This window comes from Bradyrhizobium sp. (assembly GCF_016462955.1).
Lineage (GTDB): Bacteria > Pseudomonadota > Alphaproteobacteria > Rhizobiales > Xanthobacteraceae > Bradyrhizobium.
In genome coordinates this window covers 10,438-36,287 of record NZ_JAEMSD010000001.1, presented here as the reverse complement: position 1 = coordinate 36,287, position 25,850 = coordinate 10,438, and the positions used below count along the sequence as shown (strand labels likewise).

Annotated in this window: 22 protein-coding genes; 9 read left to right on the top strand and 13 right to left on the bottom strand. The window is 57.1% G+C overall.

Annotated features, from left to right (window positions below):
- A partial coding sequence (locus JHD07_RS00165) for a hypothetical protein (RefSeq protein ID WP_291617805.1) occupies positions 1-556 on the top strand: 556 nt, incomplete at its 5' end.
- A gap of 302 nt (positions 557-858) precedes the next feature.
- Here the strand turns inward: JHD07_RS00165 and JHD07_RS00160 are convergent.
- The gene (locus tag JHD07_RS00160; RefSeq protein WP_291617804.1) at positions 859-1,704 is read right to left on the bottom strand and encodes a hypothetical protein; all 846 of its coding nucleotides are present in this window, start codon (positions 1,702-1,704) and stop codon (positions 859-861) included.
- Between the two features lie 375 nt (positions 1,705-2,079).
- Between JHD07_RS00160 and JHD07_RS00155 the strand changes: the two genes are divergently transcribed.
- Entirely contained in the window at positions 2,080-3,540 is a 1,461-nt protein-coding gene (locus JHD07_RS00155; RefSeq protein WP_291617803.1) for a sugar transferase, read from the top strand.
- A 46-nt stretch (positions 3,541-3,586) separates the two neighbouring features.
- The gene (locus tag JHD07_RS00150; RefSeq protein ID WP_291617802.1) at positions 3,587-4,534 is read left to right on the top strand and encodes a UDP-glucuronic acid decarboxylase family protein; all 948 of its coding nucleotides are present in this window, start codon (positions 3,587-3,589) and stop codon (positions 4,532-4,534) included.
- 358 nt (positions 4,535-4,892) lie between these two features.
- Here JHD07_RS00150 and JHD07_RS00145 read toward each other — a convergent pair whose 3' ends face one another.
- On the bottom strand, positions 4,893-5,081 hold the full coding sequence (locus JHD07_RS00145; RefSeq protein WP_291617801.1) for a hypothetical protein: 189 nt from the start codon (positions 5,079-5,081) through the stop codon (positions 4,893-4,895).
- Position 5,082: 1 nt separating this feature from the next.
- On the opposite strand from JHD07_RS00145, the gene JHD07_RS00140 reads away from it, so the two are divergent.
- The 4 genes from JHD07_RS00140 (at position 5,083) to JHD07_RS00125 (ending at position 10,541) form a co-directional block, all read left to right on the top strand.
- Positions 5,083-7,083: a hypothetical protein gene (locus JHD07_RS00140; protein WP_291617800.1), complete on the top strand. Its 2,001-nt coding sequence runs from the start codon at positions 5,083-5,085 to the stop codon at positions 7,081-7,083.
- 544 nt (positions 7,084-7,627) lie between these two features.
- Positions 7,628-8,317, top strand: a complete 690-nt coding sequence (locus tag JHD07_RS00135) for a class I SAM-dependent methyltransferase (RefSeq protein WP_291617799.1) — start codon at positions 7,628-7,630, stop codon at positions 8,315-8,317.
- A 583-nt stretch (positions 8,318-8,900) separates the two neighbouring features.
- Positions 8,901-9,659, top strand: a complete 759-nt coding sequence (locus JHD07_RS00130; protein ID WP_291617798.1) for an FkbM family methyltransferase — start codon at positions 8,901-8,903, stop codon at positions 9,657-9,659.
- 117 nt (positions 9,660-9,776) lie between these two features.
- Positions 9,777-10,541, top strand: coding sequence for a DUF1796 family putative cysteine peptidase (locus tag JHD07_RS00125; protein ID WP_291617797.1), 765 nt, complete (start codon positions 9,777-9,779; stop codon positions 10,539-10,541).
- Between the two features lie 88 nt (positions 10,542-10,629).
- Here the strand turns inward: JHD07_RS00125 and JHD07_RS00120 are convergent, their stop codons facing one another.
- The 7 genes from JHD07_RS00120 to JHD07_RS00090 form a co-directional block, all read right to left on the bottom strand.
- Positions 10,630-11,763, bottom strand: a complete 1,134-nt coding sequence (locus JHD07_RS00120; RefSeq protein WP_291617796.1) for a glycosyltransferase family 4 protein — start codon at positions 11,761-11,763, stop codon at positions 10,630-10,632.
- Positions 11,764-11,768: 5 nt separating this feature from the next.
- Positions 11,769-12,452 carry a class I SAM-dependent methyltransferase gene (locus JHD07_RS00115; RefSeq protein WP_366863925.1) on the bottom strand — a complete coding sequence of 228 codons (684 nt, stop codon included), beginning with the start codon at positions 12,450-12,452 and terminating at the stop codon, positions 11,769-11,771.
- A gap of 116 nt (positions 12,453-12,568) precedes the next feature.
- Complete coding sequence (locus JHD07_RS00110; RefSeq protein ID WP_291617794.1) at positions 12,569-13,510, bottom strand: hypothetical protein; 942 nt, start codon at positions 13,508-13,510, stop codon at positions 12,569-12,571.
- The gene (locus JHD07_RS00105) at positions 13,507-14,418 is read right to left on the bottom strand and encodes a glycosyltransferase family 2 protein (protein WP_291617793.1); all 912 of its coding nucleotides are present in this window, start codon (positions 14,416-14,418) and stop codon (positions 13,507-13,509) included. The genes JHD07_RS00110 and JHD07_RS00105 overlap by 4 nt, the downstream gene beginning before the upstream one ends.
- A 27-nt stretch (positions 14,419-14,445) precedes the next feature.
- The gene (locus JHD07_RS00100) at positions 14,446-15,642 is read right to left on the bottom strand and encodes a hypothetical protein (RefSeq protein WP_291617792.1); all 1,197 of its coding nucleotides are present in this window, start codon (positions 15,640-15,642) and stop codon (positions 14,446-14,448) included.
- Between the two features lie 22 nt (positions 15,643-15,664).
- Positions 15,665-16,960, bottom strand: coding sequence for an ABC transporter ATP-binding protein (locus JHD07_RS00095; protein WP_291617791.1), 1,296 nt, complete (start codon positions 16,958-16,960; stop codon positions 15,665-15,667).
- A gap of 17 nt (positions 16,961-16,977) precedes the next feature.
- On the bottom strand, positions 16,978-17,817 hold the full coding sequence (locus JHD07_RS00090) for an ABC transporter permease (RefSeq protein ID WP_291617790.1): 840 nt from the start codon (positions 17,815-17,817) through the stop codon (positions 16,978-16,980).
- Between the two features lie 899 nt (positions 17,818-18,716).
- Between JHD07_RS00090 and JHD07_RS00085 the strand changes: the two genes are divergently transcribed.
- Positions 18,717-20,786 carry an acyltransferase family protein gene (locus JHD07_RS00085; RefSeq protein WP_291617789.1) on the top strand — a complete coding sequence of 690 codons (2,070 nt, stop codon included), beginning with the start codon at positions 18,717-18,719 and terminating at the stop codon, positions 20,784-20,786.
- A gap of 129 nt (positions 20,787-20,915) precedes the next feature.
- Positions 20,916-21,731 (top strand): class I SAM-dependent methyltransferase, encoded by an 816-nt coding sequence (locus tag JHD07_RS00080; protein WP_291617788.1) that lies wholly within the window; start codon positions 20,916-20,918, stop codon positions 21,729-21,731.
- 146 nt (positions 21,732-21,877) lie between these two features.
- Here JHD07_RS00080 and JHD07_RS00075 read toward each other — a convergent pair whose 3' ends face one another.
- The 4 genes from JHD07_RS00075 to JHD07_RS00060 all read right to left on the bottom strand — a co-directional run.
- Positions 21,878-22,459: a WcaF family extracellular polysaccharide biosynthesis acetyltransferase gene (locus tag JHD07_RS00075; RefSeq protein WP_291617787.1), complete on the bottom strand. Its 582-nt coding sequence runs from the start codon at positions 22,457-22,459 to the stop codon at positions 21,878-21,880.
- 13 nt (positions 22,460-22,472) lie between these two features.
- Positions 22,473-23,651, bottom strand: a complete 1,179-nt coding sequence (locus tag JHD07_RS00070; RefSeq protein WP_291617786.1) for a glycosyltransferase — start codon at positions 23,649-23,651, stop codon at positions 22,473-22,475.
- 35 nt (positions 23,652-23,686) lie between these two features.
- On the bottom strand, positions 23,687-25,054 hold the full coding sequence (locus JHD07_RS00065) for an O-antigen polymerase (RefSeq protein WP_291617785.1): 1,368 nt from the start codon (positions 25,052-25,054) through the stop codon (positions 23,687-23,689).
- A gap of 11 nt (positions 25,055-25,065) precedes the next feature.
- Positions 25,066-25,850, bottom strand: a 785-nt coding sequence (locus JHD07_RS00060) for a glycosyltransferase (RefSeq protein WP_291617784.1), incomplete at its 5' end; no start/stop codon positions are given.

The following is a 25,850-nucleotide window of genomic DNA, read 5'->3' as shown; positions in this document are numbered from 1 at the left end:
CATCGCCACCAACCAGACCTATTCGGTGGTGTTCAACTCATCACCCGTGGCAGCCGCCTTGTCGTTCGTCATCGACGGTTACGCGAGCCTGGATGGCCAGAACTTCTACGAAGACGTCTTCTCGCTGAAGTTGAACAACGCGCTGGTTTTTTCCGGGACCTTCAATCTCGGCGGCGGCAGCAACAGCGGCTCGCAGGCCAACATCTACTACAATCCATTTGGCGCGACTTTCACCAATCTGACCGGGAACGGCACTGGTATAGGCTGGCAAGGGGGGAAGGAGGCTATCAGCTTCGCAAGCCTTCCGCTCGCTGCAGGATCGAACACACTGACCTTCGGCTACACGAGCGCTAGTGGCGGCCACGCGGGATTTCAAGGGATACGCGACGAGGCCTGGGGGATAGAGAAAATCAAGGCCGAAGACAAAGAAGAAGCTCCAAACCCTGCAGTCAGCCCGGTTCCGGGACCGACGGTCGGCGCAGGCGGCGCCGGTTTTGCTTTCGCCGCATGTCTGTTCGGATGGCTGCTCAACCGGCGCACCCGCCGGTTTGCTTGAGCTCCCCAGGCAGGGAAGAGTCCGACAAGACCTCGTGGTGTCTGGGGCAGGCTGATTCGCCGCGCAGCTGTTGGACGCGCTGGGCGAAACGGCGTGGCCTTCATTGAGCGGATCTGCACCTGAGCACGGCAGACGCGATCAGCTCCAAATTTCCGATGAACAGTGTGGTTGTGTAGCCTGGATTGGTGCAGCTTCTCGATCAGCTGCCTCACTCCTTTAGAGACCTCGATCCAGGCTGAAGAAGACTACCTCAACTCAAGACGTCGCTGCGGCTTGGGATCAACTGGGATCCGCCACAGCGATCACTGGGCAAGCGAGGCCCGTGAGCGTCGGCGGCGCAGCAGCAGGCCACCCAACCCCGCAACGACAAGCAGCCCCGGTAAACCGGCGCCAACGACGGGGCCCGGTACGCTGACCACGCGCTGGAAGACGTCGTTCGCACAGGTCATCGCCCAGGACATGGCGAACGTGTCGCCGAGCGTGTGCTGATCGTTGATGTAGTAGGTGATCGTCGAGCCCTTCACGACTGACCAGCTTCCACCGTACAGCGCCTTTTCCCCAGCATCGGGCGCGAACTGCACCGCCTGCCCCTGTCGGAAATAGGAACCATTGCTGCCGGAATTGGGCGCCGTAACCGGGTTGCCGTTGATGTTGGACATGATGATCTTTCCGTCCAACGTCTTGTAGTACTTGGCGACGTCCGTGTTCTTGTATTCGACCTCCTGTTGCACGGCACCGATCTGGTAAAGACCGCCAGCACCGGGCGTTGGCGAGGTGACGAAGGCCCATGTCCAGTCATTGGGCTGATAAGTGTCGCTTGCGTAACGGCCGCCGGAGGATGCGCCGATCGGCGAATAGTTCGCGACACTTGTGAAGAACAGAGAGCCGTACGTTGTCCCCAACGCCGCAGAGGTTCCGGGCGCGCCCGCATAGCCGGTGTGGATGACAATTTTCAGCGTATTCCCGCCGTTGGTCCGCGACACATCGACGTAGGAAATGTTGAACGTGCTGCTCGAGCCGATGACGTCCTTGTTGGAGACATTCTGGGTGTTGATTCCACCCCAATAGGTGTCGCCGTAGGACCCCGCGGCTGCAGGACCACTCAATAAAACCAAAGCCAAAACTGAAAAAATGCGGCTAGTCCACATTCAAGTCACCACGCAGTGCAATAGATGGTTACGGAACTCTAAATCGCTGCGGGGGTCAACTGCTATTTATTGGATTCGAGCTTTATTAAATTCAACATGTATTCGGATCACGCGGCGGGCAGGCCTTTGGCAGCGCCATTTGGCGTAAAATTTGCTTCGAATAACACTGCAAAAGAGCCACACGCTGTAAACCTAGCGTCACGTTAGAGTTAACAAATGATCTTAGAGATTTAAGTTGCTCGCGCGGCGGTCAGACCTTAATACTTCGTTACCTAACGCCGGGGGAAAACTGTTGCGAATGTGCCACAGAGCGGCAAAAATTTAAAGTTTGTCAGTCTTGCGATTTAAATCGCAATATAATGTCGAGAATTTCACATGATCGTTCCCTCCCCCAGCTCAAGATCGCGAAGCAGGATCATCGTTTCGTCGTGGGACCTGGTTTGGGCGACCGCCTCACCGCCCCTCGCCCTGTTCGTTCGGGACGGCGCGGCGCCATTCCACAGTGATTGGGCGGTCGCAGTCTACTACTGCTTGTTCGCATCCGGATTTGCGCTGCTAAGCTTCTTCGCGCTCCGCATCCAGGACGGTTTGCTGCGCAATTTCTCCGTCCAAGAATTCCTCTCCATCCTCGAGGCGGTGCTGTTCACGGAATTGATGACTTGCGGCGTTCTGTTCTCGCTCACGCGCATGGACGGCATTCCGCGCTCGATGCCTCTGATCCACGCCGCGTTGCTCGGTGCAGGATTGATCGGCGGCCGGCTGCTGTTCCGTATCATCCTGCCGGACAGCTCACATGATCACCAGGCCAGGCGAGAACGCGTCATCGTCATCGGGGCGTCCCGCTTTGCTTTCCACTTCATCCAGATGTTGCGCGCCTATGCGCCCCCCAGCAATCCCGTCATCGCCGTGCTCGATCAAAATCCCAAGATGGTGGGACGCGCAGTAGCAGACGTCCAGGTCATGGGGATGCCGCACGAGCTCGAAGCGATCGTCACGGAATTCGCAATTCACGGCATCAATGTCGACCGGGTCGTGGTGGCTGGCGAGGCGGCTCAGCTCGGGGAAGCGACCAGCCTGGAGATCGAGCGCGTCTGTCAGGAGCGAGGGATCTCGCTCCAGTATCTGCCACGTCTGATCGGCATCACCGAATCCAGGGCGCCTGAGCTTGCAATCGCCAGCGAGCCCGTGCAGCGACCGCTCTCCGCCTATTTCTGGCTGAAGCGCTGGATCGACGTTCTGGGCGCGCTGGCACTGATGGTCATTCTTTCGCCGCTCGCCCTGATCGCAGGCTTTCTGGTGCTGCTCGACGTCGGCGCTCCAGTTCTGTTCTGGCAGGAGCGGCTCGGCTGGAAGGGTCGCCCGTTCCTGATCTACAAGTTCAGAACTTTGCGCGCGCCCTTTGATGCGGATGGTGAGCGGGTGGAAGTGAGCCGCGAGCCTTCGGCGATCGGGCGCTTCTTGCGCGCCACACGACTCGACGAGTTGCCCCAATTGCTGAACGTGCTGCTCGGAGACATGTCGCTGATCGGCCCGCGCCCGCTGCTGCCCGAAGACCAGCCCGGGAACCTCACCGACCGTCTGTCGGTTCGACCCGGACTGACCGGCTGGGCGCAGGTCAACGGCGGCAAGCTGGTCAGCAAGGACGAAAAGGAGGCGTTCGACACCTGGTACGTGCGCAACGCAAGCCTCCGTGTTGACATCCACATCGCGCTGCTCACCTTGAAGATCGTGATGACCAACCAATATGCCGGGCAGGAAGCAACGGCCGATACCGAGCAGGTCCGCCAGAAAGGCATGGACATTCTGACCTCGGCTCAGCGAAAGATCGCATCCTAGGTCCTTGCCTCATGACGACCCCGTCTCTTCTGGAAGGTAATGCTGTATGAAGCCCCGTATTCTCGTGACCGGCGGAGCCGGGTTCATCGGCTCGCACCTGTGCAGCCGCCTGCTCGAGCGCGGTCACGAAGTGCTGTGCGTCGACAATTTCTATACCGGCTCAAAGCAGAACATTATCCCCCTGCTCGACAATCCCCGCTTCGAGCTGATGCGGCACGACATCTGCTTCCCGCTCTATGTCGAGGTGGACGAGATCTACAATCTGGCCTGCCCGGCCTCGCCCATCCACTATCAATTCGATCCGGTGCAGACGACCAAGGTGAGCGTCAACGGCGCCATCAACGTGCTCGGGCTGGCCAAGCGCGTGAAGGCGAAGGTCCTTCAGGCCTCCACCTCGGAAGTCTATGGTGATCCGACCGTTCATCCCCAGCCCGAAGAATATTGGGGTAACGTCAACCCGATCGGCATCCGCTCCTGCTACGACGAAGGCAAGCGCTGCGCCGAGACCTTGTTCTTCGACTACCGCCGGCAGCACAATCTCAGGATCAAGGTCGCCCGTATCTTCAATACCTACGGGCCCGGAATGCATCCGAACGATGGGCGGGTCGTGTCCAACTTCATCGTTCAGGCGCTGCAAGGCCAGGACATCACCATCTACGGCGAAGGCGACCAGACCAGGTCGTTCTGCTATGTCGACGACCTCGTCGACGGCCTGATGAAGCTGATGAATAGCCCCGACGACATCACCGGCCCGATCAATATCGGCAATCCCGTGGAGTTCAGCATCCTCGAGCTCGCGAAGGTCGTCATCGAGCTGACCAATTCGCGCTCGAAGATCGACAAACGCCCGCTGCCGCAGGATGACCCGAAGCAGCGCAAGCCGAACATCACCAAGGCGAAGGAGATCCTGGACTGGGAGCCGCGCGTCCAGCTTCGCGACGGCATTCGCAAGACGATCGACTATTTTGACGAGTTGCTGAAGAAATCTGCCTGAGCCGGTTCGGCAAATGCCGGCCAGTGCAGTCCTCGGCTCGAGTTCATCGCAATGGAGACGGCGAAGCATCGCGCGGCCTCGCCGAAGAATTGTTAAGGTAAAGGGGCGGTAGCCAGCGTCCGCAGCCGCCGGCAGTCCTGACGAGCGCCTGACTGGTTGAAGAAGTCCTCACATTGCCTGCCCCGATTTGCGGATCATCAACCTCGTTCGCGCCGTCGGAACTTTGCCTCAAACTGCGTTCGCCGAATTAACCCGAATCGAGTGCACGGTTCCTACGCTCTGTTCCGGAAAGCAACGCAACCGCATTCCTTCCTGGAAGAGATAGGACGATAGAGGCAGCCATGCGAAGAACTTTGGTTCAAGTCCGCAACGGAGTGATGGTGCTGAGCGCGCTCTTGGCGTCTGCGGCACAGGCCCAGACCCTGAGCCCGTCAACCGCGCCGTTGGCCACGACGACAACCACGGCCCCCGCACCAGGCCCGAGCACCGGCACCGGCACGACCAGCTCGCCGAGCCCGACGACCCAGCTCGTCGTCAGCAAGGACATCGTGAAGGATTTCCGCGCGATCTGCGACGGCAAGACCGATGCAGCCCCCGCCTTTGCTGCCTTCAACAAGTGGGCCGTGACGCAGACGGCCATGGTTCAGCTCACGATCCCGAGCGGAAGCGTTTGCGCGTTCACGAGCAACGCCGGCCTTTGGTGGGCGAAGGGGATCAAGAATCTCTTGGTGGTCGGCTATGGGGCCACGATTACGAACAATGGAGCCAATAGTCCTGGCTTCTTCCTGGGCGGCAAAGGCCAGTTCGCAGATAATCTTCATAGCGCACGCCTTGCGACAGTTGCGGCCGGGTCTTCGAAGGTCCAGCTGCAGACGCCGAAACAGGCTTCGTTGTTTACGGTCGGCAGCTATGCCCTGATCACAGGATTCGACTTGCAGGGCATTTGGCGGGCGCCTTACGGCTATCCTTCGAACCCGCATTGGTTCGAATACGTCAAGGTGACGTCGGTCGACATCAGTGCAGGCACGGTGACCTTCGCGGCGCCCCTCAAGAATACCTACAAGTCGACTTGGCCCAACTACAACTCGGGAAACCAGTTCGAGGTGGATGCCGGCGGGCCGGCGACTCTATATGCGCTCGATCCGTCCTGGGACACTCAGGTTGAGTACCGCGGCCTCACCATCTCGCAGGAGAACTTTCAGACTTATGCCATCGGACGTAGCGTGACCTACCGGGACGTGAAGTTCACGGGCGCTCATTGCGGCGTGCCGACCCAAAACTATCTGTGGCAGGCTATCAACACTGATTTCTCCGCCTGCAACATCGAAGTCGACAAGCTGATTACTATGATGGTGCTGGACCGCGTCACGATGCACCTCCTGAAGTTTCAGAGTTCCTCGACGGATCTCATGACGATGTCTAACTCCACAGTTAGAACTCAGATGTCAGGAACGCCGAAGAAGGCGGTGATCTCCGATACGAAGATTGCGGATTTCAGACCTGGCGCTTACGCCTATGGTCGCTCCGACGAAGTCGTATGCAAGAACTGCGTGATCTCGAGCTTCATTCCAGCAGGAGTCTTCGAGTCAGGCTTCGGAAGCAATCCTGTGCAGGTCAGCTACGCCATGTCCAATGGTGTCATCACGTTTCCGAACGGAACTTCGGTTTTGGGCGCGACGAACAACGGAGCTGGCAAAGTAAGGCTGAAGGTTGAATCGACCGCAGGACTTGCATCAAACAACCGCGTAAACGTCTCCAGCATAGGTGGCACCTATGAGGCCAATGGCGGCAACAAGCTCATCACTGTGATCGACGCAACGCATATCGACCTCCCCGAGGTCTCGTTCGTCAACGCCTACAAGTCCGGCGGCGTTATCGGCCTATACGCGCCGCGTTGGGCCGTCCCGGGAACGAACCTTCTCTGGGTCGGCGCACATGGTACGGGGCCAGTTTTCAAAGTGCTGGACGTTACGCAAGATCAGAAGTTCACCTATATCAAAACCGACTTCCCGGGAAGCTTCCCGGCCTATGCAGGCGCAAAGCTCGCGATCCGCGTACATCCCGCTCCGAAGTTCACATGCGTCAACTGTTCGGGTAGCGCTGATGCACTCGATCTGAATAACGCTCCTCCAGGTGCTCCCCTTTACTCCTACTCCAAACGTACTTATTCGGCCGCGACCGGGACCACCCCGGGGCCGAGGGTCCCGCTGTGGGGGACCTTGAAGTCGGCCAAGTTCAACGTCACCACCCCGCACTCAGGGCCCGGAACTCTTCAGTTTCAGCTCTCCCAGTTCAACAACTGGCCGATGCTGAGCAGCCAAAGCACGGTCTCGAACTTCGGACCGGCCATCAACATGGGCGTTGCGGGCCAGCGGACGGTGACGCCAACCGCGGTCAACGGCATGCAATCCCTGGACAAGCTGGGAGTACCGCCAAGTCCTGCCACGCTGGTCGGCGCGTCACACAGCGGGCCGATGTTCAATGCTACCACGGGTAGCCCCGCCCAGATCACGGTCGAACTGACGACTGACCAAGGCATTAGCCAATAGGTCGGCGCGCCAACAATCTCCTTTTTTAGCTCCCCATCAATTTCTCCTCGAGGAGACCTTGATGGGGGGCCTTCTTTTGCCCTCAGCCACGCCTGTGAAGTGAAGGCCTCGGCCATTTCGGTTTTGCGTTTCAGCCGACGATCGGCGCAAGACTGCCCACTTGCCTCATTGAATTCTTGCTTTATCCTATGATTGTTGTTTGCTAGGCCCAAGCGGCATAGTTTATTCCCTGATCTAGGTCTTTCAAGCTCGAACGGCCTTAACGGTCGCTGCGTTTCCCTCAATTTCCAAGTGCCGAACCGCCAAGACGGGGCACGAATTCAAGAGAATCCTCGTTGATGATTTTTACTGATTAAGCAAAATCGAAAAGCCCGAAAGATGCTCGATATTGGACCAAAAATATTTATCAACCAATGCACTGGGGACCAGTTCGTCGCCAGTGGTTAGATGAGTCCTGTTACCGGCCTCACGCCGCCGCAGGAAGTTTCTTTATGACCGAAGCTCATTTCAGGCAGACATGATTGGAGTTCTGGGGGAGACTTTTATGAGTGATGTCATCGACGAAATCGTCAAGCTACCGATCAATTGGCATCCGCTCGGCGGCTTCGATCAACGCACCGCGGAAGCAATCGTACGAATTTGCGTCGACCGTGACATTTCCGAGTCAGCCGAGACGGGCGCCGGCAAATCTACTCTTCTGTTCTCTCATTTGTCGCGACATCATACGGTGTTTGCCCTTAATGAGGGCGATAGCCTGGCAATGCCTCTTAGCTCCCCGCTCCTCCGCAAGGAGGTAGTGACAGTCGTCGAGGGACCGAGCCAGCATACCCTGCCGAGGCATCAGTTCAAGCGACTACAACTGGCTCTGATTGACGGCCCCCACGCTTATCCCTTTCCGGAACTGGAATACTACTACATCTATCCGCACTTAGATGCCGGCGCGGTGCTTATCATTGATGACATTGACATCCCGACGATCAACAACATGTACCAGATTCTCCGGGTAGACCGGATGTATCGCGAAATTGCGATGGTCGGGAAGGCGGCCTTCCTGGAGAGAACCGAGGCTCCTTTGCTGGATCCGGTTTCTGGTTGGTGGCGGCTTCAGGACTACAACAAGAAGAAGCGTATTGTAGACCACTCAATGTCCGCTTATGCGCAGCGATCTGCACACGCCGTCAGACGATCGACTCCTGCGCCGATCAGAAAATTAGTTCGAACATTCTTCAAATAGCATCTCTGATGAACATCTGAGATCTGATGGCTTGAGCCTTCTGAAAGCGAAGATATCCTGGACCAGGAAGCTTGCGGCGCGAGGCTTGCGATTGCTGTTCCTTCAGTGCTCCCACGGCAAATGCCGACGTCGGATCCACCATAAGCCTGTTTGCCATAACAGCACGCCGGCAACTTCTAGACGCCAGGATCCATTGCTACCAGTCCAATCCTGCTGTTAACATGGCTATAGCGGGACAACGCACGTTGACTTCATCGGGACTGAGCGGCATGCAATCACAGGACAAACTCGGGGTTCTGTCGGAGACGATTTTGTTAGTTCGCCCATCATATTGCGGACCCACATTCAGCGCTACGACGCAGAACTCGGCGGAGATTACGGTCGAGTTGACCACAGACCAGGATATTGCCAGGTAAATGAATTTCCCTAGACCCTTTGGGGTCCTGACCTCCCTTTCGGAATCAGCACCTTGCTTGATGACGTACTGGTCGCCGCAGGGGACCGAGATGATGCGAATGAAAGTTGAGGGGCACTCGATTCCGCAATCCGAATGCTCTGCCTCCAGTGGATACGGGCGTTAACTATGATCAAGACAGCACTAAAGCATCTCTTGCAATCGAGCGGCTACAAGATCTTCGCAAATGAGCAAATGCCCGTAGGATTCAATTGGCTGCTCGATGTCGAACGCCTAGCTCGTCCGGCAGATATTAGCACGATCTTTGACGTTGGGGCGAACGCGGGGCAGACAACGACCCTGCTGAACGCGCGCTTTCCGTCGGCCAAGATATTCAGCTTCGAACCGTTGGCCTCAACCTTTTCTGCGCTGAAGAAAAACACCGCGGGATTGAGCAATGTGAACTGCATAAATTTCGCGTTGGGTCGTGAAAACTCCGTGTTGAATCTTCACCCAAAGACCGCCTCGACGCAGAACTCACTGCTGCCAGACATCAATCAACCGAACGGCGCGCCAGCCGAGAGCATCAGGGTCACGACCGTAGATGAAACGCTGGGCGCGAACCACCTTGATCATCTCAATCTTCTCAAAACTGACACGGAAGGATTTGATCTGGAGGTGATCGCAGGAGCTAAAGCCGCACTCAGTCGGGGAGCTATCGATATGCTCGTCGTGGAAGTTGGCTTTCATCCCCAGCGACGCCATCACACCTACCTTCCCGATGTTCAGGCCGCCCTGTTGGAGCACGGCTACGATCTGTACTGCATCTATGACCAAAATCATTACGATGGTCGGATCGATTACGCCGACGCTCTCTTTGTGAGTCCATCCATTCAGAAGAATTGCAGCCGAAGTTACGCTGAGACGTTCGTTAGGCACGCAGAATAGCGTTCGGCGGGAATCGAGAAATATCAAGGCTGTGGGACGAGTACCGACCACGGTTCTTGTACGCTGCCAACAACAGAATATGTCCGCGAATTATGACGTCGAAAGCTGGGCGGCCACATGTCACTCATCGGCGAGAACATCGCTTTTGTTAGTCTTGGCTCGTCTTGCCAAGTCGCTCAACAGCTCAGACTGCACGCGGCGACCTTGTCCTATGAACTTGGCCAGGACTTGCAACATCGTCGCCTTCCGTTTGATTGGATTATCGCACCGATAGAAAAGCTGACCGGGATACTCAACTCCGGTGTTCATTTTCCATCCGAGCCGGGGCACCTGCGCCCCCATTCGGGCCAGGTAAACGCTCGATACTGGCCTGATGCAGGCGTGTTTTTCTGGCACGATTTCTTTGACGAGGCCGGAGCGATCAACGTTCAAGCAACGTTTGAATCCACCCGTCAACAATATAAACAGCATTTTTCTCTGTTGCGAGAGCTCGCATCCAAGCAAATCATTGTCCTTGTTGTCGCCAATACCCAGAACAATCTGCCCACCGTCCTGGGGGATCAATTCCAAGGGTTTGAGTTTACGTTGGAGAAGTTGCGGTCTCTTAAGTCCGCGTGCGAGCGCTACCTCGGCAGGCGCTGTTTGATGCTAGCCGTGACTTATCAAGGTTTAGCGGACTATACATTGGCTTCCGGCGCTTCTTCTCCAGACATCACGGTCCGGTACATTGCCCGAGATCAGTCGGAATGGGAGGGCGATAGCGCGATCTGGCTCGACGTGCTCAAAGACTACATCAGATCACGCCGTGAACTTCGCGGGTCCAGGATTGGGAAGGTCGCGCACACAGCGCGACGTCTGGGACGAAAGTTCCTACGGAGATAGGCCCAGCTGCATCCGCTCCGTAGCTTGAACGATGCCGCGCTCAAATGAGAAGCGACTCGAGAGCGGCAGAATCAAGCGAAATGTGCTGCTACCTCACCTCGAGTTCGGCCTCGTATGCGCGCTCGAATTTGTCGACGATTTGAGCCCAATTGAACTGCTCGGCAAATTGCCGACAGCGTTCCGCATTGAACTTCTGCTCTCCCGTCAAGAATGCCCGCAGACAGAGGCGCACGCTGTCGACATCCGGCTTTTCTACGAAGAAGCCAGATACGCCGTCGTCCACAGCTTCGGCCGCTCCGCCGACGCGCGCTGCCAACGTCGGAACACCGCACGCATTCGCCTCGAGGTAAACAATTCCAAAGCCCTCAAACGAGGTTCTCAGGACACTCGACGGCAATACGAAGAGATCGGAGTCGTGATAATATGAGATCAATTCACCATCACTCGCCTTGCCGACGAAGTTGACGATATCCGCCACATTCAGCTGGTCCGCCAATGCTTGCAGTTGGGGCCGAAGGGTCCCCTCACCAACAATGGTGTAGGTGAACGCAAACTCCGACTTGAGAGATGCGATCGCACGCAACACTATGTCGACGTTCTTGCGCGGTTCCGACAACCGGCAGACCGTCAAGAACCTGACGGGGTTCGACCTCTCAGTGCGTGATATGGGCCGATCAAAGAACCGCGAAGCGACCCCCACGCCGACTTTCACCACGAGCCCGCGGCACGCCGGGTATCTCTGCAAGAACACCTCTTTCGTGTAGCCACTGTTCGCGAATATTCGTCGCGCAGCGGGAAGGCGCCGCTTCATCATTGACCTCGTACGTCTAACGGCTAGCCAATGATCCAACCGGTCACCTTTTGGGAGGCGAAAGCGCTTCTTCAGGTCAAAGCCGTACACGGGATTCGGGTTGATAAAATCGTTCCCGTGAATAGAAAGAAACGTCGGCTGATGAACATTTCCAATCCAACACCATCCGGCACTCAAGATGTGGACAATGTCGGCCCTTTCGATATCGCGGATCGCAATGCGATCTGTCAAATAGTGCCCACTGAGAACATCACGCACTTCGAAGTTCTCATTTTCCCCGTGGTTGCCCTGAAGACTATACACGACAACATGATGTCCGCGGCGGGACAGTTCTCGTGCGACCTGAACGGCGTATTCTGCCTCCCCTCCTGGAGACGGAGGAAACTCGGGCCCGATAATCGCAATCTTCATACGGCCTATTCTTTATCCTGAGATGCTTCTCCTTTGCGGAAGAAGAAAAAGTCCGCTTGCGACCCCGTCTCGTAGTCGCCCCTGAAAGGAAAACGATTGCTCACGGTTCGCACGAGGAGCCAGTCCGGACGGTGGATCTGAACCCATCGCGTGAACTCGCGATGGCGAACATGGCTCGCGTGGTTATCACCGGCCCCTTCAAAATTGCTGGAATATACGACGACCCATCTCGTCGAACTATCGAACAGGATCTCCATGTACTTTTGAAATGTTTCATCCTCAATGAGATGATAAATGACATCTAAAGACAGTGTGGCATCTGCCAATTCGTGGGCATAGCTCTGCATTACTTTGAACGATTTAAGAGGATCACCAGAGAATCTCTCTTGGCACATCCTCACGGCATCTGGGCTGACGTCATAGCCGATATAGGCCGGGTACTTCGCTAGGCTCAGCTGATGGCCGTCGCCACAGCCGAACTCGATGACGGATTTAACGTTCTCCGTCGATACGAAGTCGTTGAGAATCTCGGCTTTAAACAGCGCCAAATCACCATACGAGCCGGGACCGGAGGTGCCTCCGGTCTTGTACCGACGTTGCCAATACAGGGCGGAGCCCTCGAACCCGCCTTGGCGATCCCCTGTCAGCCGCCTGAGTGGCCGCAATAGGCTTCGAACGAGCGTCAACATCGCCACCCCTTTCACTCCTCAAGCGAAAAAAATTCCGAGAGCAAACTCATATGCAGTAAAAAGGGCCACGCAGGCCATCAGATATAGTGCTTCCCCAGCTCGAAACCGATCAAACGTCACACCGCCGGACGGCGCGCCACCACACGCGCTCGGGCATCCGGCCTTGATCGCTCATCTTTCAACAGCGGAAATGCACGACGCAGACCTTCCCGATACAATAGATGGCGGATTGGGCCGGTGTAATGCTTGACCACCTCGGACGGGCGCGTGCCATCAAGTGTCACGTCGTACTCCGCCGGCAGGAATTCGTGACCGTATCGGGAACACGCCAGCCCGACGAGTGTTTGCTCGATACGGTGTGGATGACCAACGACCCCGGGCAGAGTAAGCCACCGTTCGAACCATTCGAGCTGGTAACTGTCCCGATGCATCAAGCCAAGGCCAGAGTTTATGGGCGCCTGGAAATCGAAATCCAGCATCTGCTGAATGTGGGCAGGCTCAACGGTGTAGCCCAGTCCCCAATCTTTGTTCAGGCTGTTCAGTTCGTAGCGCGGATCACATACGCGGTCCAAAAGCACGTTCGGCCTGTCGAAGAAGAGTATGTCGGAATCTATCAACAACAACCGAGGTGACCGCAAGTAGGCCGCGAAGTCGAACACTTTGAGCGACAAGACATTCGTCCTACGCAAGTCTGCGCAGTTCTTGTAATCCTTGAGAAACTCCGCCCCCACGTATTCGTCGGCCTCCTGCCGACTGACGATCCGCGCGTCCGGAAAATGCTGGCGCAGTGCTGCCATCCCGGCGCTGGACACCGATCCATCGTCGTGAATGCACAAGCGGAACCGCCGCTCGCAAACTGCGAAGAACGACTTCAGAGACCAAATGAGATCGAGCCAGTCGCGCTCGCAGGTCAGAACGTGTATTTCACAGGAGTCCTCGGTCAGCCCGCCGACCGGAGCTGTTTCCAAGATCTTCCATCTCGTGACGTCCCTCTGCCAGGCCGTGTAAAAACCATGCCCGAACTTTACCTTGAAGCGGTATAACAACTTGCCGATCAATTGTTCGTCTCCGATGAAAGATGTAGCCGCCTGAAAGAGGACCCCAACACCCGCTTGCGAACCTCAGGCAGAAGCAACCACTCCGGAGATTTGAGGAGCGCGCGCCCTAGCGTGAGGTCTCGACTCGAACTCAAATTCGACCGGCTGCAGTAGAGGTCATAAGACGTCGCTCGTCGGAGCCGAGATCGAAGCGAACCTTCGAGCGGCGAATTGGGGTCCCGTAGCTCCCGCCATACTGCGCGACGAATCTCGTCATTGGCCGACCGAAAGTCGACCGATCTCTGGTTCGAATGAATTCGGAACCGAACTAAGGTATCGGGTATCTCAATAACCTTGGGGCGCAATTTGAGTACGCGCAGCCAGAAGTCAAAATCGAAGGCCAGACTGAACTCTTCGTCAAAACCTCCGACTGCCTCGTAGAGGCTGCGCCGAAAAAACACCTCGGGCTGCACCCACTGCTTCTTGCGCCACCATACCTCGTAGATATTCAGCGCATCCTCAAACGAATAGATCTGACCGCGGTGATGACCCGTAACATTGCCATTCTCGTCAATCCAATCAACACCGCCAAAGACCATATCCGCGTCCGGATGACGGCGAAATGCGTCTAGAACTGCCGCAGCCGCCCCGTCGACGAGACAGTCATCCGAATTTATGTATCCGATGATGTCACCGCCCATCTCGGCGAAGGCTCGATTCAATCCGTTGGCCTGGCCGGTATCACGCGTACTTCGCACAACGTCTCGGCCCGATCGAAAGCGCTCAGCAATAGACAACGACTCGTCGCTGGAGCAGCAGTCTTGGAGCCACCAGCGCACCTCCGGTCTATTTTGCGGACTGCAAAGCGAGGCCAGGGTTTGAGCCAGATATTTGGCTCCATTTCGATTCGGGATTGCCAGCGTGATCATTGACTTTCCTCTACTCCACTCAAATGACTAGACGTGGAGGTACCGTCGAACGACCTTACGAAGGGTCGCTTTGCCAGCCGATGAAACCTTAAGAAGCTTACCATCGATTCCCAGCCCGAGCTGGCGCCGCCAACTTTCGAACTCGTGAACCTGACGAATTGTGTCCGAGTTCAACGTGCGCAAATGCCCATACAATTCCTGGTATCGAGCGTAGGAGCGCCAAAAATGACCTACGTTTTCAGCTGACAGATCGATACAATCGTCACCACCACGCTCACTCGCGTAACTCCAGCCCTCCTCCTTCCTTATGAGTTCAATCATGAGCTGTGCGTGTGCCTTAGCCAGCACTTTTTCCGGAGGAAGATCGGGTGAGGACTGATGGAGAGCTCTCATATACGTTTCAAACGGAACCCTGAAGTAGAATGGATAATGCGTTGCACGAAAGAAGTTGTGACCATCGCTTCCAGAATAGGTCAGCCCGCGCATGAGGCCGCCGAAGTCAAATGCGGCAATGTTGAGCTCTTCTGCGAGTTCGTAGCAGAGAATTTTGCTTGCCCCGCCAAGCGATACAAAAATCGTATCGACCTGATTATCTTTTATAGACTTGGCTAGATCCTCCTTTATGTCGTCGAGGCTCTCCCCCACTCGTCGGGTCTCACCGAGAAAGATCGGTTCTGCACCTGGCGGCCAGTAGTTTGCAGACGCCTCCCGGTAAAGCGGCTGCACGTAAAGCGCCGCTAGAATGCCGGCTTCGGCCCCTATAAATAAGCAGCGACGCCGCTCCACGTACCCGTGAAACTCATATCGCAGCCAATCAAAGAAAAGTTGCGAAACAGCGGCCCCTGGATTCCGATGCGCATCTGGAGAGCGGACATACTTCCATTTCGGAAATTCGCGCTTGTTTACGATCCATCCGTCGTGAAAATCGAGATACGAGCAGCGTTCATAAGCAGCCTGGAGCCGAGGCGCATGCTCGGCTCGAAGACCCGGATGACCGAAAGCTACTGTAGATGATACGAGGTCCTTCTCGCCATTGATTTTGTCTTGCCAACTCACCTCGGTGCCGTTCTGAGCCGCGATGAGGAACATGAGCTCCATATCGCCAAGGCGCAGAAAGGAAAATGGCCGGTCTGATTTCATCAAGGCCGTGATACGCGCGCATTCCGCGCGCCGCAGCTCCGTGTTTTCGGGCCTATAGTGATTGAACTGCCTGTTCTCTGACATAGCGGCAAACTCCGAATGGCGATCAGGTGCGCTGGTGTATTCGCACGGAATTTTCGCCCGACACCTCCACGATGTTCGCGGCGGCGTCTAACACCCAATATCCTCGGTACTCGGGAGCATATTTTGGAAATCCTTCCGACAGTTTCGGTGCAAGAATATCGACGTGAGCAAGGTCGAGAAGATCACTACGACGTTCGTCGGTCGCAATATGGAGCCCCAGCATAAGCTCCCCTTCCACCAGTGGGAGCGACGCTATCTTAACACGCAAATGGAAGCGTCCCGCTTCAAAGCGATATGGCACGACCTCTTGTTCTCGCAGATCGGCGAGTGCCACGCGAACGCCTCTTTCTGCGTAGAGTAAAACGGCACATTCCCGCAGCCGCCCCGACGTGTTGGCAAAGAACTGGAATTCAAACTCGAGGGCCTCGCCGCTGTGTATTTGCGATGCCTGCACTTTCGTGCGCTCGAGGTGCAAGCCGCTATCGATCGGATGACTGCGCGAGTGGATCTCATTCGAGAGCTCTCGACCTCTTTTCAAGTAGAGCTCGATCACTTTTGCCGATGCAGCGTCGGCAACGACCTTGCCGTCCGCAAGATACAGAGACCGCGGACACAGCGCTTCGATCGCCGTCAGATTGTGGCTGACAAACAGTACGGTACGACCTCCACCCGCAACCTCGGACATCTTTCCCAAGCATTTCTTTTGGAATTCCGTATCGCCGACCGCCAGCACTTCGTCCACGATCAAGATCTCTGGCTCGAGATGCGCGGCGACGGCAAATGCAAGGCGAACATACATACCACTTGAGTATCGCTTGACAGGCGTGTCGAGAAAGCGCTCGACTTCTGCGAAGTCCACGATCTCATCGAATTTTCTTTTGATTTCTGCACGGGTCATTCCAAGAATGGCTCCGTTCAGATAGATATTCTCCCTGCCTGTGAGCTCGGGATGGAATCCAGTTCCTACTTCGAGAAGACTAGCTACACGACCGCGGAGGATTGCACGCCCGCGGTCCGGTTCAGTTATTCGACTCAGGATCTTTAATAGGGTGGATTTTCCCGCCCCGTTTCTGCCTATGATGCCGATGATTTCGCCGAACTGCAGCTCGAAGCTGACGTCTCGCAAAGCCCAGAACTGTTCTACTTCGTCGCCCTGCACGATCTGCCGCCCTCGTATCAGATCGGCCGTCCTGCTGATCAGCGTACGAGCTCCGCCCTCAATGACGTCTCGGAACGAAGTGCCAGCGTCCACCTCCTTGGAACGATGGCCCAGCAAATAGCACTTTGACAATTCTTCAACGGTGATAGCGGCTGCCATGGACAATATTTCAGTTGTTAAACGAGGTCGGCAAAGCGTTTTTCGGTCGCTCTGAACCGTGTGACTCCCCGCCATAGGATCAAGAAAGCAACGAGGGTGCCGACAGCCAGACCCTGAAGATCGAGCGGACGATCGGAACCGAGCAGAGACCAGCGAAAGCCGTCTATCACTCCGACCATGGGATTTAGCGAGTACAGAAGCCGCCACTGCTCAGGAACGAGTGATGAGCTGAACCCCACCGGAGAAATATACAAACCCAACTGGATGACGAATGGCGTGATATGTCGAAAGTCTCGATACTTGACGTTGAGGCTTGCTACCCACAACCCTGCGCCCAGGCTTGCAGCTGCCGCGATGACCATGAAGGCCGGCAACAGCAGAATGCTCCAACCAGGCGAGACCTGGAACCAAATCATGAGGACGGCGAGGATTGCGAGCCCAATCAGGAAATCGATGAGCGCCACAACTACTGCGGATGTTGGCACAATCAGCCGGGGGAAATAGACCTTGCTGATCAGGTTTGCGTTTCCGACAACGCTATTTGCCGCGTCGCTCACTGCCGTAGAGAAGAAACTCCAAGGCAGCATTGCGGCGAACACCATCAGCGAGTAAGGCGCACCTCCATCAGACGGCAGGCGCGCCAGTTTTCCGAATACGACGGTGAACACCACCATAGTCAGCACCGGGCGGATGACTGCCCATGCGGCGCCAATCACCGTTTGCTTATAGCGCACCGAAATATCTCGCCACGCGAGTACCTGAAACAGCTCTCGATAGCGCCAGAGATCCTGCCAATAATGGCGGTCGGCTCGGCCGTGCTCAATGATCAGAGCGGAGCTAGGTTTAATCGCGGGCATGTCACTTCCGGTAAAATTAACTCCTATCATAGGTCGCTCTCGGTGCCGCACGGCATTTTTCGACAATTGCGTGAATGTCTCCGGTCGGGCTATCGCTAGCTCGCGCGGCGTTCGGTCGGCGCTCAAAAAGTGCTTGTGTGGCAAATTGCCGGTCGCAGGTGCTCCAAATTGGCAAGATCCAGTGAGCGAGAGTGCGATCTGCCAGCTTCCATCCAGGCGGTGCAAAGACTCGCAGACGATTTAAAGACTCCACGCAAGTAACTGACCGGGACATGCCAAAGGCACTCAATGCTTTGATTTTCATTTGGCGGCCGAACGTGAATGACACCGATCAAGCACCAAACGCAAGCTAGATATTGGAGTGCAATTAATGCCCGAAATCATACGGTTAACCTGGGAACATCGCGGACTTTCGACGAATGCCCGCGCTGAGCCAGTTTGAAAGCAATATTACTATAATACCTCTTAGTCTTCGGCAATGCGACAAAAAAGGGACGGGAGCTACTTGCCCCTCAAGCGCAGTCTCGGGCGACAAGCAATGCGCCACAAGCGCAGTCAAAGCTCGTCTGTCGGTGACCGGAGCCGATCATGTAGCTGTACTCGGCGGCATACGACATAGCGGTTTGAAAGAAACTTCTAGGCCGGCCTTCGACAATCGACAGCAGTTAGCGCCCCCTTGCCTACAGTCCTGACCGCGAGCTGCCATCTTCCAAGCTAGAAGCACTGGACCAGCCAGCATGAGCGGGGGGGAGAGCCGACATAAGCAAATATAGGTTAATTAGCGGGTGTGGTCCACAAACCAAGGTCCGCTGGTATAGTGGCGGCGAGAACCGCCTGCCTACGCTTTCAGCCTGAGGTCACCTAGCGCCCGCCGTTGACGCGCAGACATTTGCCTACGATTGCCCTCCTACTTCTGCTGCTTTTTTGCCCATATGGACACTCTTTCTGCACCTCAGCTAACCCGAACAGCGACGCAGCCCGTCTACCGACCTGACATCGACGGCCTTCGGGCCATCGCGGTCACGAGCGTGGTGCTATATCATGCTGATATATTCCCGTTCCGGTCCGGGTTCGTCGGAGTCGACATCTTCTTTGTGATCTCCGGCTATTTGATCGGCGGCATAATCCTGCGGTCAGTACTGACTGGCTCCTTCTCGTTCGCTACGTTCTACGCTCGCCGAGCTCGGCGGATTTTGCCAATTTTGATAGTCGTCATTCTTGCAACCTGTTTTGTCGGCTGGTGGCTGCTCGATGCCAGTGACTTCTTCTTGGTTGGGTCTACGTCAACTTACGCGCTTCTGGGACTTTCAAACTTCAGCTTCTGGCGGCTGCAGGGATACTTCGATGCTGAGGCGGCTCTGCGACCATTGCTGATGACGTGGTCTCTCGGGGTCGAGGAACAGTTCTATTTTCTCTTCCCGTTCGCGGCTATAGTACTCTTGCGCATACAGATACTGCGATCCTATTCGCTGGTCGTGCTGTCAGGATTTACTATCGCCTCCTTTGCCTTCGGCGTGTGGTGCACGGCCCGGTATCCCGCGACGGCGTTCTACCTCTTGCCTCCGAGAGCGTGGGAACTGGGCATCGGGGTCACGCTCGCAGCAGTCGAGATCAACCGTTCGCCGTTCACGTATCGCCTCAGCCGTCTTCTCGCGACGGCATCCTTTCGTGAATTCTTGTCGGGCCTAGGAATTGTGGCCCTTCTTGTTGCGATCTTCGGCCTGGATAAGAACACGCAATTTCCAGGCTATTATGCCCTGCTTCCAGTTTTGGGGACAGCGGCTCTCATCGCTACGCCGCAGAGCCGGCTGAGCCAGGTCGTTCTCTCCTCGCGGCCATTGGTCTTTGTCGGATTGATCTCCTACTCTTGGTATCTTTGGCATTGGCCGATGATGAGCTATCTGCGCATCGTCGCTCCAGCGCCGCCCACGAGTTGGCAGCTTGGATCCATAGCGCTGCTGAGCTTCGCTCTTGCTGTTCTTTCGTGGCGATTCATCGAGCGACCCTTTAGAAGTAACGCTGCGCCAACGCTTGAAACTCTGCGCCGTTACGCGATTGCGTTATGCCTTGCTCTCATCTTTCCAATAAGCATCAAGGTCGGACGCGGGATAGCCGAACGCTTGCCCGAACGGACCACACAAATCGCCGAGATGGTGGGCGACCGCCTCGACGGCGCATGTACAGCGGGGTGGATGGAAACCGAGCCGCGACTGACATCAGACTGCGTCCACGACGTGCCAGGGCGCCCGTCCATAGCATTGCTCGGCGATAGCCACGCTTGGGCGCTAAGCCCGGGGATAAGAGACTTGGCACAATCCGCGAAACTGGGCTTCAGAATATTCACGAAGCCGGGTTGCCCACCATTGCTTGGTGTCAGTGTCACGAGAATGGAGCAACCTCTCGCAACAGAGGCTTGCGCTGCATTCAATTCAAGCGCCATCCGGCGAATTGCAGACGACAAGAACGTCAAGTTGATCGTACTTGCCGCTCTCTGGGATAATCCTGTTGATCTCTACGTGGGACATCCCGTTGGGGCCAACTCTGCCGCGAATGGCCTCGAGTTGCTGCAATCCGGACTAATGCGATCGATCGAGACTTTGAAGAGACCTGGAGTCGAAATCGTTGTTTTGGGCGATACGCCCTACTTTACGGTCGATCCTTATCGCATTGCGCTGGCAGACAGTCTGCCCCAGCGCCGAGCACTCTTCTGTTTGGTCCGATCCGATTGCTCTGTTCTATTTACAGGAAGCATAGGCCAGCAGTATCTGAGGAAACATTCGACTGTGGCAGAGGCCGTCCGCACAGTCGCGCTGCGTGCTAGCGTGACTCATTTCGATTTGATGAGCAGCTTTTGCAGTTCAACTTCATGCCTCTTCAGGCAGGACGACCGCCTATTCTTTCTTGACACCAATCACGTCTCCAAACTCGGCGCATCAGTGGCTCTCAGGGGCCTGCCTCTCCCGAGGTGACGTCACGCGCATGCAATTCGGGGCAGGTCCCAAGGTGCGACATCGCTCATGAGCAAAGCCGTTCGCGACGTGCGCCCAACATAGCGGCGTAGCGAGCAAGCGACTTTGCGGATGGTCCCTCGATCATAGATGTTGGCGCAAGGCCTGCGCAAGACGCGGGTATCGATCGGAGGGCTGGCGCAAGACCCTAATGTAGGGTACCTCTCGCACTTTAACCCGTTGGGGGACGCTATGGACTTCCCGCCCATCCTTCAAGAAATGCTTTCGGAAAACCAGACGATTGGCCGATCCGGTAAAATCTTCAGGGACTTGCCTTCAAATTCAACGGTTAACAACCTCAAATTCATTCAGCAAACGATGCGAGAGCGTCGTCCGCTGCGGACGCTGGAGATTGGGCTTGCGTTTGGCGCCTCTACCCTAGTGTTCTGCACCGAGAACAAGAAACTCGGCCACGCCGGTGAAAAGCAGCACACCGCGATCGATCCGTACCAGCCTTACTCGCCATATGATGAGGCCGGTGTCTACGCCGTGGAACGTGCGAAGCTTGCGGATTATTTGGACTATCGCCCAGAATTTTCTGAGTTCGTTCTGCCTCGTCTCCTCGAGAGTCATCAGCGCTATGACTTCATCTACATCGACGGCTCACATCTTTTCGAGAACGTCTTCATCGACACCTTTTATTGCGCCCGTCTTCTCAACGATGGTGGATGGATGGCGCTCGATGACTCGTCGGATCCTCATGTAGCCAAAGTAATCGAATTCATGCGCGCCAACCTGGCAGGAGCTGTCAAGGAGATATCGCTGGGAGCAAAATCAGCGCTCGCTGGCTTCGTTGGAAGGCGGCAATTGACCGTCTTCGAGCGCCTTCCGTATGACGGTCCACACGGACCGAGAAAGTGGGATACACCCCTTCGAGTATGGGACTCCAAGTTCGGTAAATTCTAGGATGTCTCACGCTAGCGCGGCCCGTTCAGGCAGGTCACCGGTCGTGGTCGCGCGACCCCGGTCCTGAGCGTCGAGAGGACCGACATCTTTGCACGCACCAAAGCTCTCATTGCACGTGTTGTCTTCATACCTCAGAATGTCCACGCTCAAATTTCAGTCGTATCATTTTCATCCGATTGGCGTGGCCTGGGGCGGACTACCTTGGCCGGATTTCCCGCGACCACTGTTGCCGGAGCGACGCTTCCCATCACGATCGATCCTGCGCCAGCAATGGCTCCTTGCCCCATCTTGACGCCCGGGCCAATGAACGCTCGAGCCGCAACCCAACATTCGTCCGCGATGCGGATCGGCGAGGCCTTGAATGGAAACGTGATGTCGCGGTGGTCATGGGTGCCGGCGCACAGATAGGCGTCCTGCGAGATGACGGTATGCGATCCGATCGAGATCTCGGCCACCGAATAGAGGGTTGCGTTGTCGCCGATCCAGACATGATCGCCGATCGTCACGTTCCAGGGATAGGTCACCCTGACCCCCGGACGAATGAGGACCCGCTTTCCGATCTTGGCGCCGAACAGGACGAGCGCGAAGCGTCGCCAGGCGAACATGAATTGCGGCGTCGGAAGCACGAGAAGCGACTGGAACAGCCACCAGAGCTGGGCCCGCCAGGCCTCGCGACCCCGCGCCGTCCCGGCAAAGCGGGACAGGTCCTGAAATCGGTTCGCCCTCACTGCAATCGCCTCCTCACCGGCTGTCCGAGATGACCCGATCATAGCAAGCGAGCAACTCGCGGATGGCTCTTGGCCAGGTCAATCGCTCGCGCGCATAAGCGGCGCCCTGGGCACCCATCCTGGCGCGCGCTGCATCGTCGCCCAGGATCTCCGCGACGGCGCGCGGCAGCATCGCATCGACCTCGCGCTCGTCAACGACGAGGCCTGCGCCCGCCTCTTTCACATAGGGCCAGGTGTTCACCTTGTCCGTCACGATAACAGGCACGCCCATCTGCATCGCCTCGGCGACGGTGATTGCGAAATTCTCCTGCCGCGACGGCAGCAGGAAGAGCTCTGCCGCCGCGAAGGAAGCCCATTTCAACTCGCCATCGAGGCGGCCGGCGAACAGCACGCTGTCCTCCAGGGACAGCTCACTCGCGCTTTGCCTGAGCTCGCCGACGTAGCCGGCATCACCATCGCCGGCGACCACGAGCAGCAGGTTCGGGACCGTCTCCCGAAGCGCGTGCATGCAGCGGAGGATGCGATCCAGGCCCTTCTTTGGGTGGACCCTACCCAGGAACAGCAACACCCGCTTTCCTGCGGCTTCAGGAAACTGCGCCACGAACCTTGCCTGCAACTGGCTCTTCGACGCCGTGCTTGCGCTCGCGCCGAGCGGGACCAGCTCGCCTGGCGGCAGCGGCAAGCCTGCCAGCTTTGCCAAGCGCTCCTCCTCGGGGGTGGTGTAGATGATCCGGGCCGCGCGGGCGATGTTGTGCTTCTCGAACACGTGCAGATAGATCGATTTCTTCAGCGCCTTGACCGACAGCGAGTAGGGATCGAGCATGCCATGCGGCATGAGCACGTAGGGACGGCCGAGCCGGGCGCAGGCCTGGCGTGCCGAGACGTTCAACGGGCTCCAGAGCGTATGCACATGGACGATATCGGCCTCGCGAACCCAGCTCTCGATCGTTCCCGATCCCGCCCGACCGATCAATGGAAGCGTCTCGCGCGGGCTCAGGAAGGTTGTCGGAGCGATCAGCTCGAGCCGCTTCAGCAGCTCGCGCTCGTCCCCATTGCAGTAGCCCGGCGTCGAGAGGATGCGCGAGCGATGCCCCAGCTCGTTCGCCGCCTTGACAAAATTCTCGACCACGACCGGAGGCCCGCCGGCGCTCGGATGCATGTAGGGAATGACATGGAGAATGTTGTAGGGCATCGAAATTGATGGACGACTATTCGGTTCTGAAGCCTTCAGGATTTCGGGAGCCAGTATTTTCCCATGAGCCACAACGCGAGTGTTGGCAGCATGAAGGGAACCATGGTGATCATGCTGCGCATGGCCATGGCGGCCGCAAGAAAACCAGAGGCGTACAAAACCTGGGAAAATGAGGAGTCGACCTTCCGGCCAGTGCGATTCCACCATCCAGCGGCGGCGCCGAACGCCAGGCCCGCGATGAGGACGCCCAGAAAGCCTCCGGCCATGTACGCTTCGCCCACGAACGTGCAGGCGAGCGTCGTGACGCCATCATTGATGCCGAGAGCGGCCTCGATACTGGTGCTCAGCCCTTCGGGCTTTCCTGCCCAAAGCGCCCGGGGGATCGGCTTGATGATGGCTTGGTAGGGAATCTCCAGGCCGAGATAGGGAACCGCATCGGGGAAGACGTTGGTCAGATTGGATATGTTGACGAGGTTATGGTCGATGTAGAGCGTATCGTAGTGACGCGCCTCGGAGGCGACCGCAGTCACGCCACCCGCAGAGCGAAACTCGAGCATGAGCGTGCTTGCGAACAGCAGCAGGCCAGCGATCGGCACTCCAACCTTCAACAGCTGGCTCAGCTTCAGATCAGGCTTGGTCAGGGCATATGCGCCGAACATGGAGATGACGTAGGTTCCGAGCACGTTTCTCGTCCCGGAGGCGAATGCGTAGTAAAATGTGAGCGCCAGCACGATGCCTACGATCGCCTTCTGCGCGAGCGAAAATCGTTCCGCGTGCGCGAGCATCAAGCCTGCGATCGGCGGCAGCAAATAGATCAGGAGGCCGAGTTCATAGAGAAGGCTATAAAGGTTGCCATACTTTCCCCGGCCCCAGGATTGCGAGAACCTCGGCCGCGACATCTGCTCGATCATATCGATCGGATTGAAATTGACCGCGAGAAAGATATGCAAATAGCCGACGACGAAGGCGAAGATGAACAGTCCGAACAGGTAGATTGGCTTCAAATCGATCGGGGCGGTCGAACTCGCCTGTTTCGAAATGAGATGACGGCCAACGCTCATGCCAAAGAAACCGAGCAGGACCACCGTGGCGCCGCGCGTAGCAGCCTCGACACTAACAATTCCATTGACGTCAGGCTGCGGGAACAGAAACTCCAGCAGGGTGAGCCCGTACAGCACCCAGAGCATCAGGTTGTCGGTGCGGATCAGGGCGCGCACGCCCTGGAGCGCCTCCATGGCCGTGCTCAAGAGGAGCGCAATTCCGACGCCGATCGCCGCGGTTCTGAATAGAGACTCCGCATCCTCCGACGGCAGCGCGAGCCAGGTCACCGCGAGCCCGGCGACCAGGATCAACGTCGGCGCATTTGAATTTCGTTGGCCGGCCTGCATTGCACCCGCCGTCATCGGAACTGACGTCATGAACACCTCGCCGTTTCCCCGGCATAAAGCCTTTCATAGCCCGCGGCCATCGCGGTATCCGAGAACTGCTGGGTAACCATAACACGCCCGGCTTTTCCGATCTCGCCAAGCTCCTGCGGATGGGCGATGTAATGCTCCAGGCGGTCGTCCCGATCGTAGAATATGGCATTGCCGGGGTTGAGGAACGGCAGTTCCGCCGCGACGGTTGCGGAGACCGCGGAGGGCAGCCCCATGCTCATGGCCTCGATCAGGGCAAATGGCAGCCCTTCATACTCGGCGGTATGCAGGAACAGGTCGGCTGCCGCCAGATAGGGCCGCACCTCCGACTTCCAGCCGGCGCACCGGATCGCCTGCCCCAGGCCCTCGCGCTCGACCGCCGCTTTCCATTCCCCGGCCAGCTCACCGTCCCCGACCCAGACGAAGCGGAGATGGTCGTGCTTCCGGCAGAGCTTGCGCGCAACCTCAAGGAACGCGAACGGGTTCTTCTGCGCGACCAGGCGGCCAAGGCCGACGATGAGAAACTGGTCGTCGGTGACGCCGAGCTCCGCGCGTGCCGCCTGCCTCATCGCTTGCTGACGGTCGAGGTCGACCAGCGGAACGCCGTTGAAGATCGTCTCCGTCCGCGCGTCAGGCCCGAGAAAGGAGGACAGCTCCTTGCGGCGTACGTCCTGCACGGCGGCAAAAGCGCCTTTGAACTTCCGCAATTCAAACCCGGCCACGATGTCCCGCAGCAGGGCACCACGCGCCCGCAAGTACCGCGCGGTCTGGGTGAGATGGACGG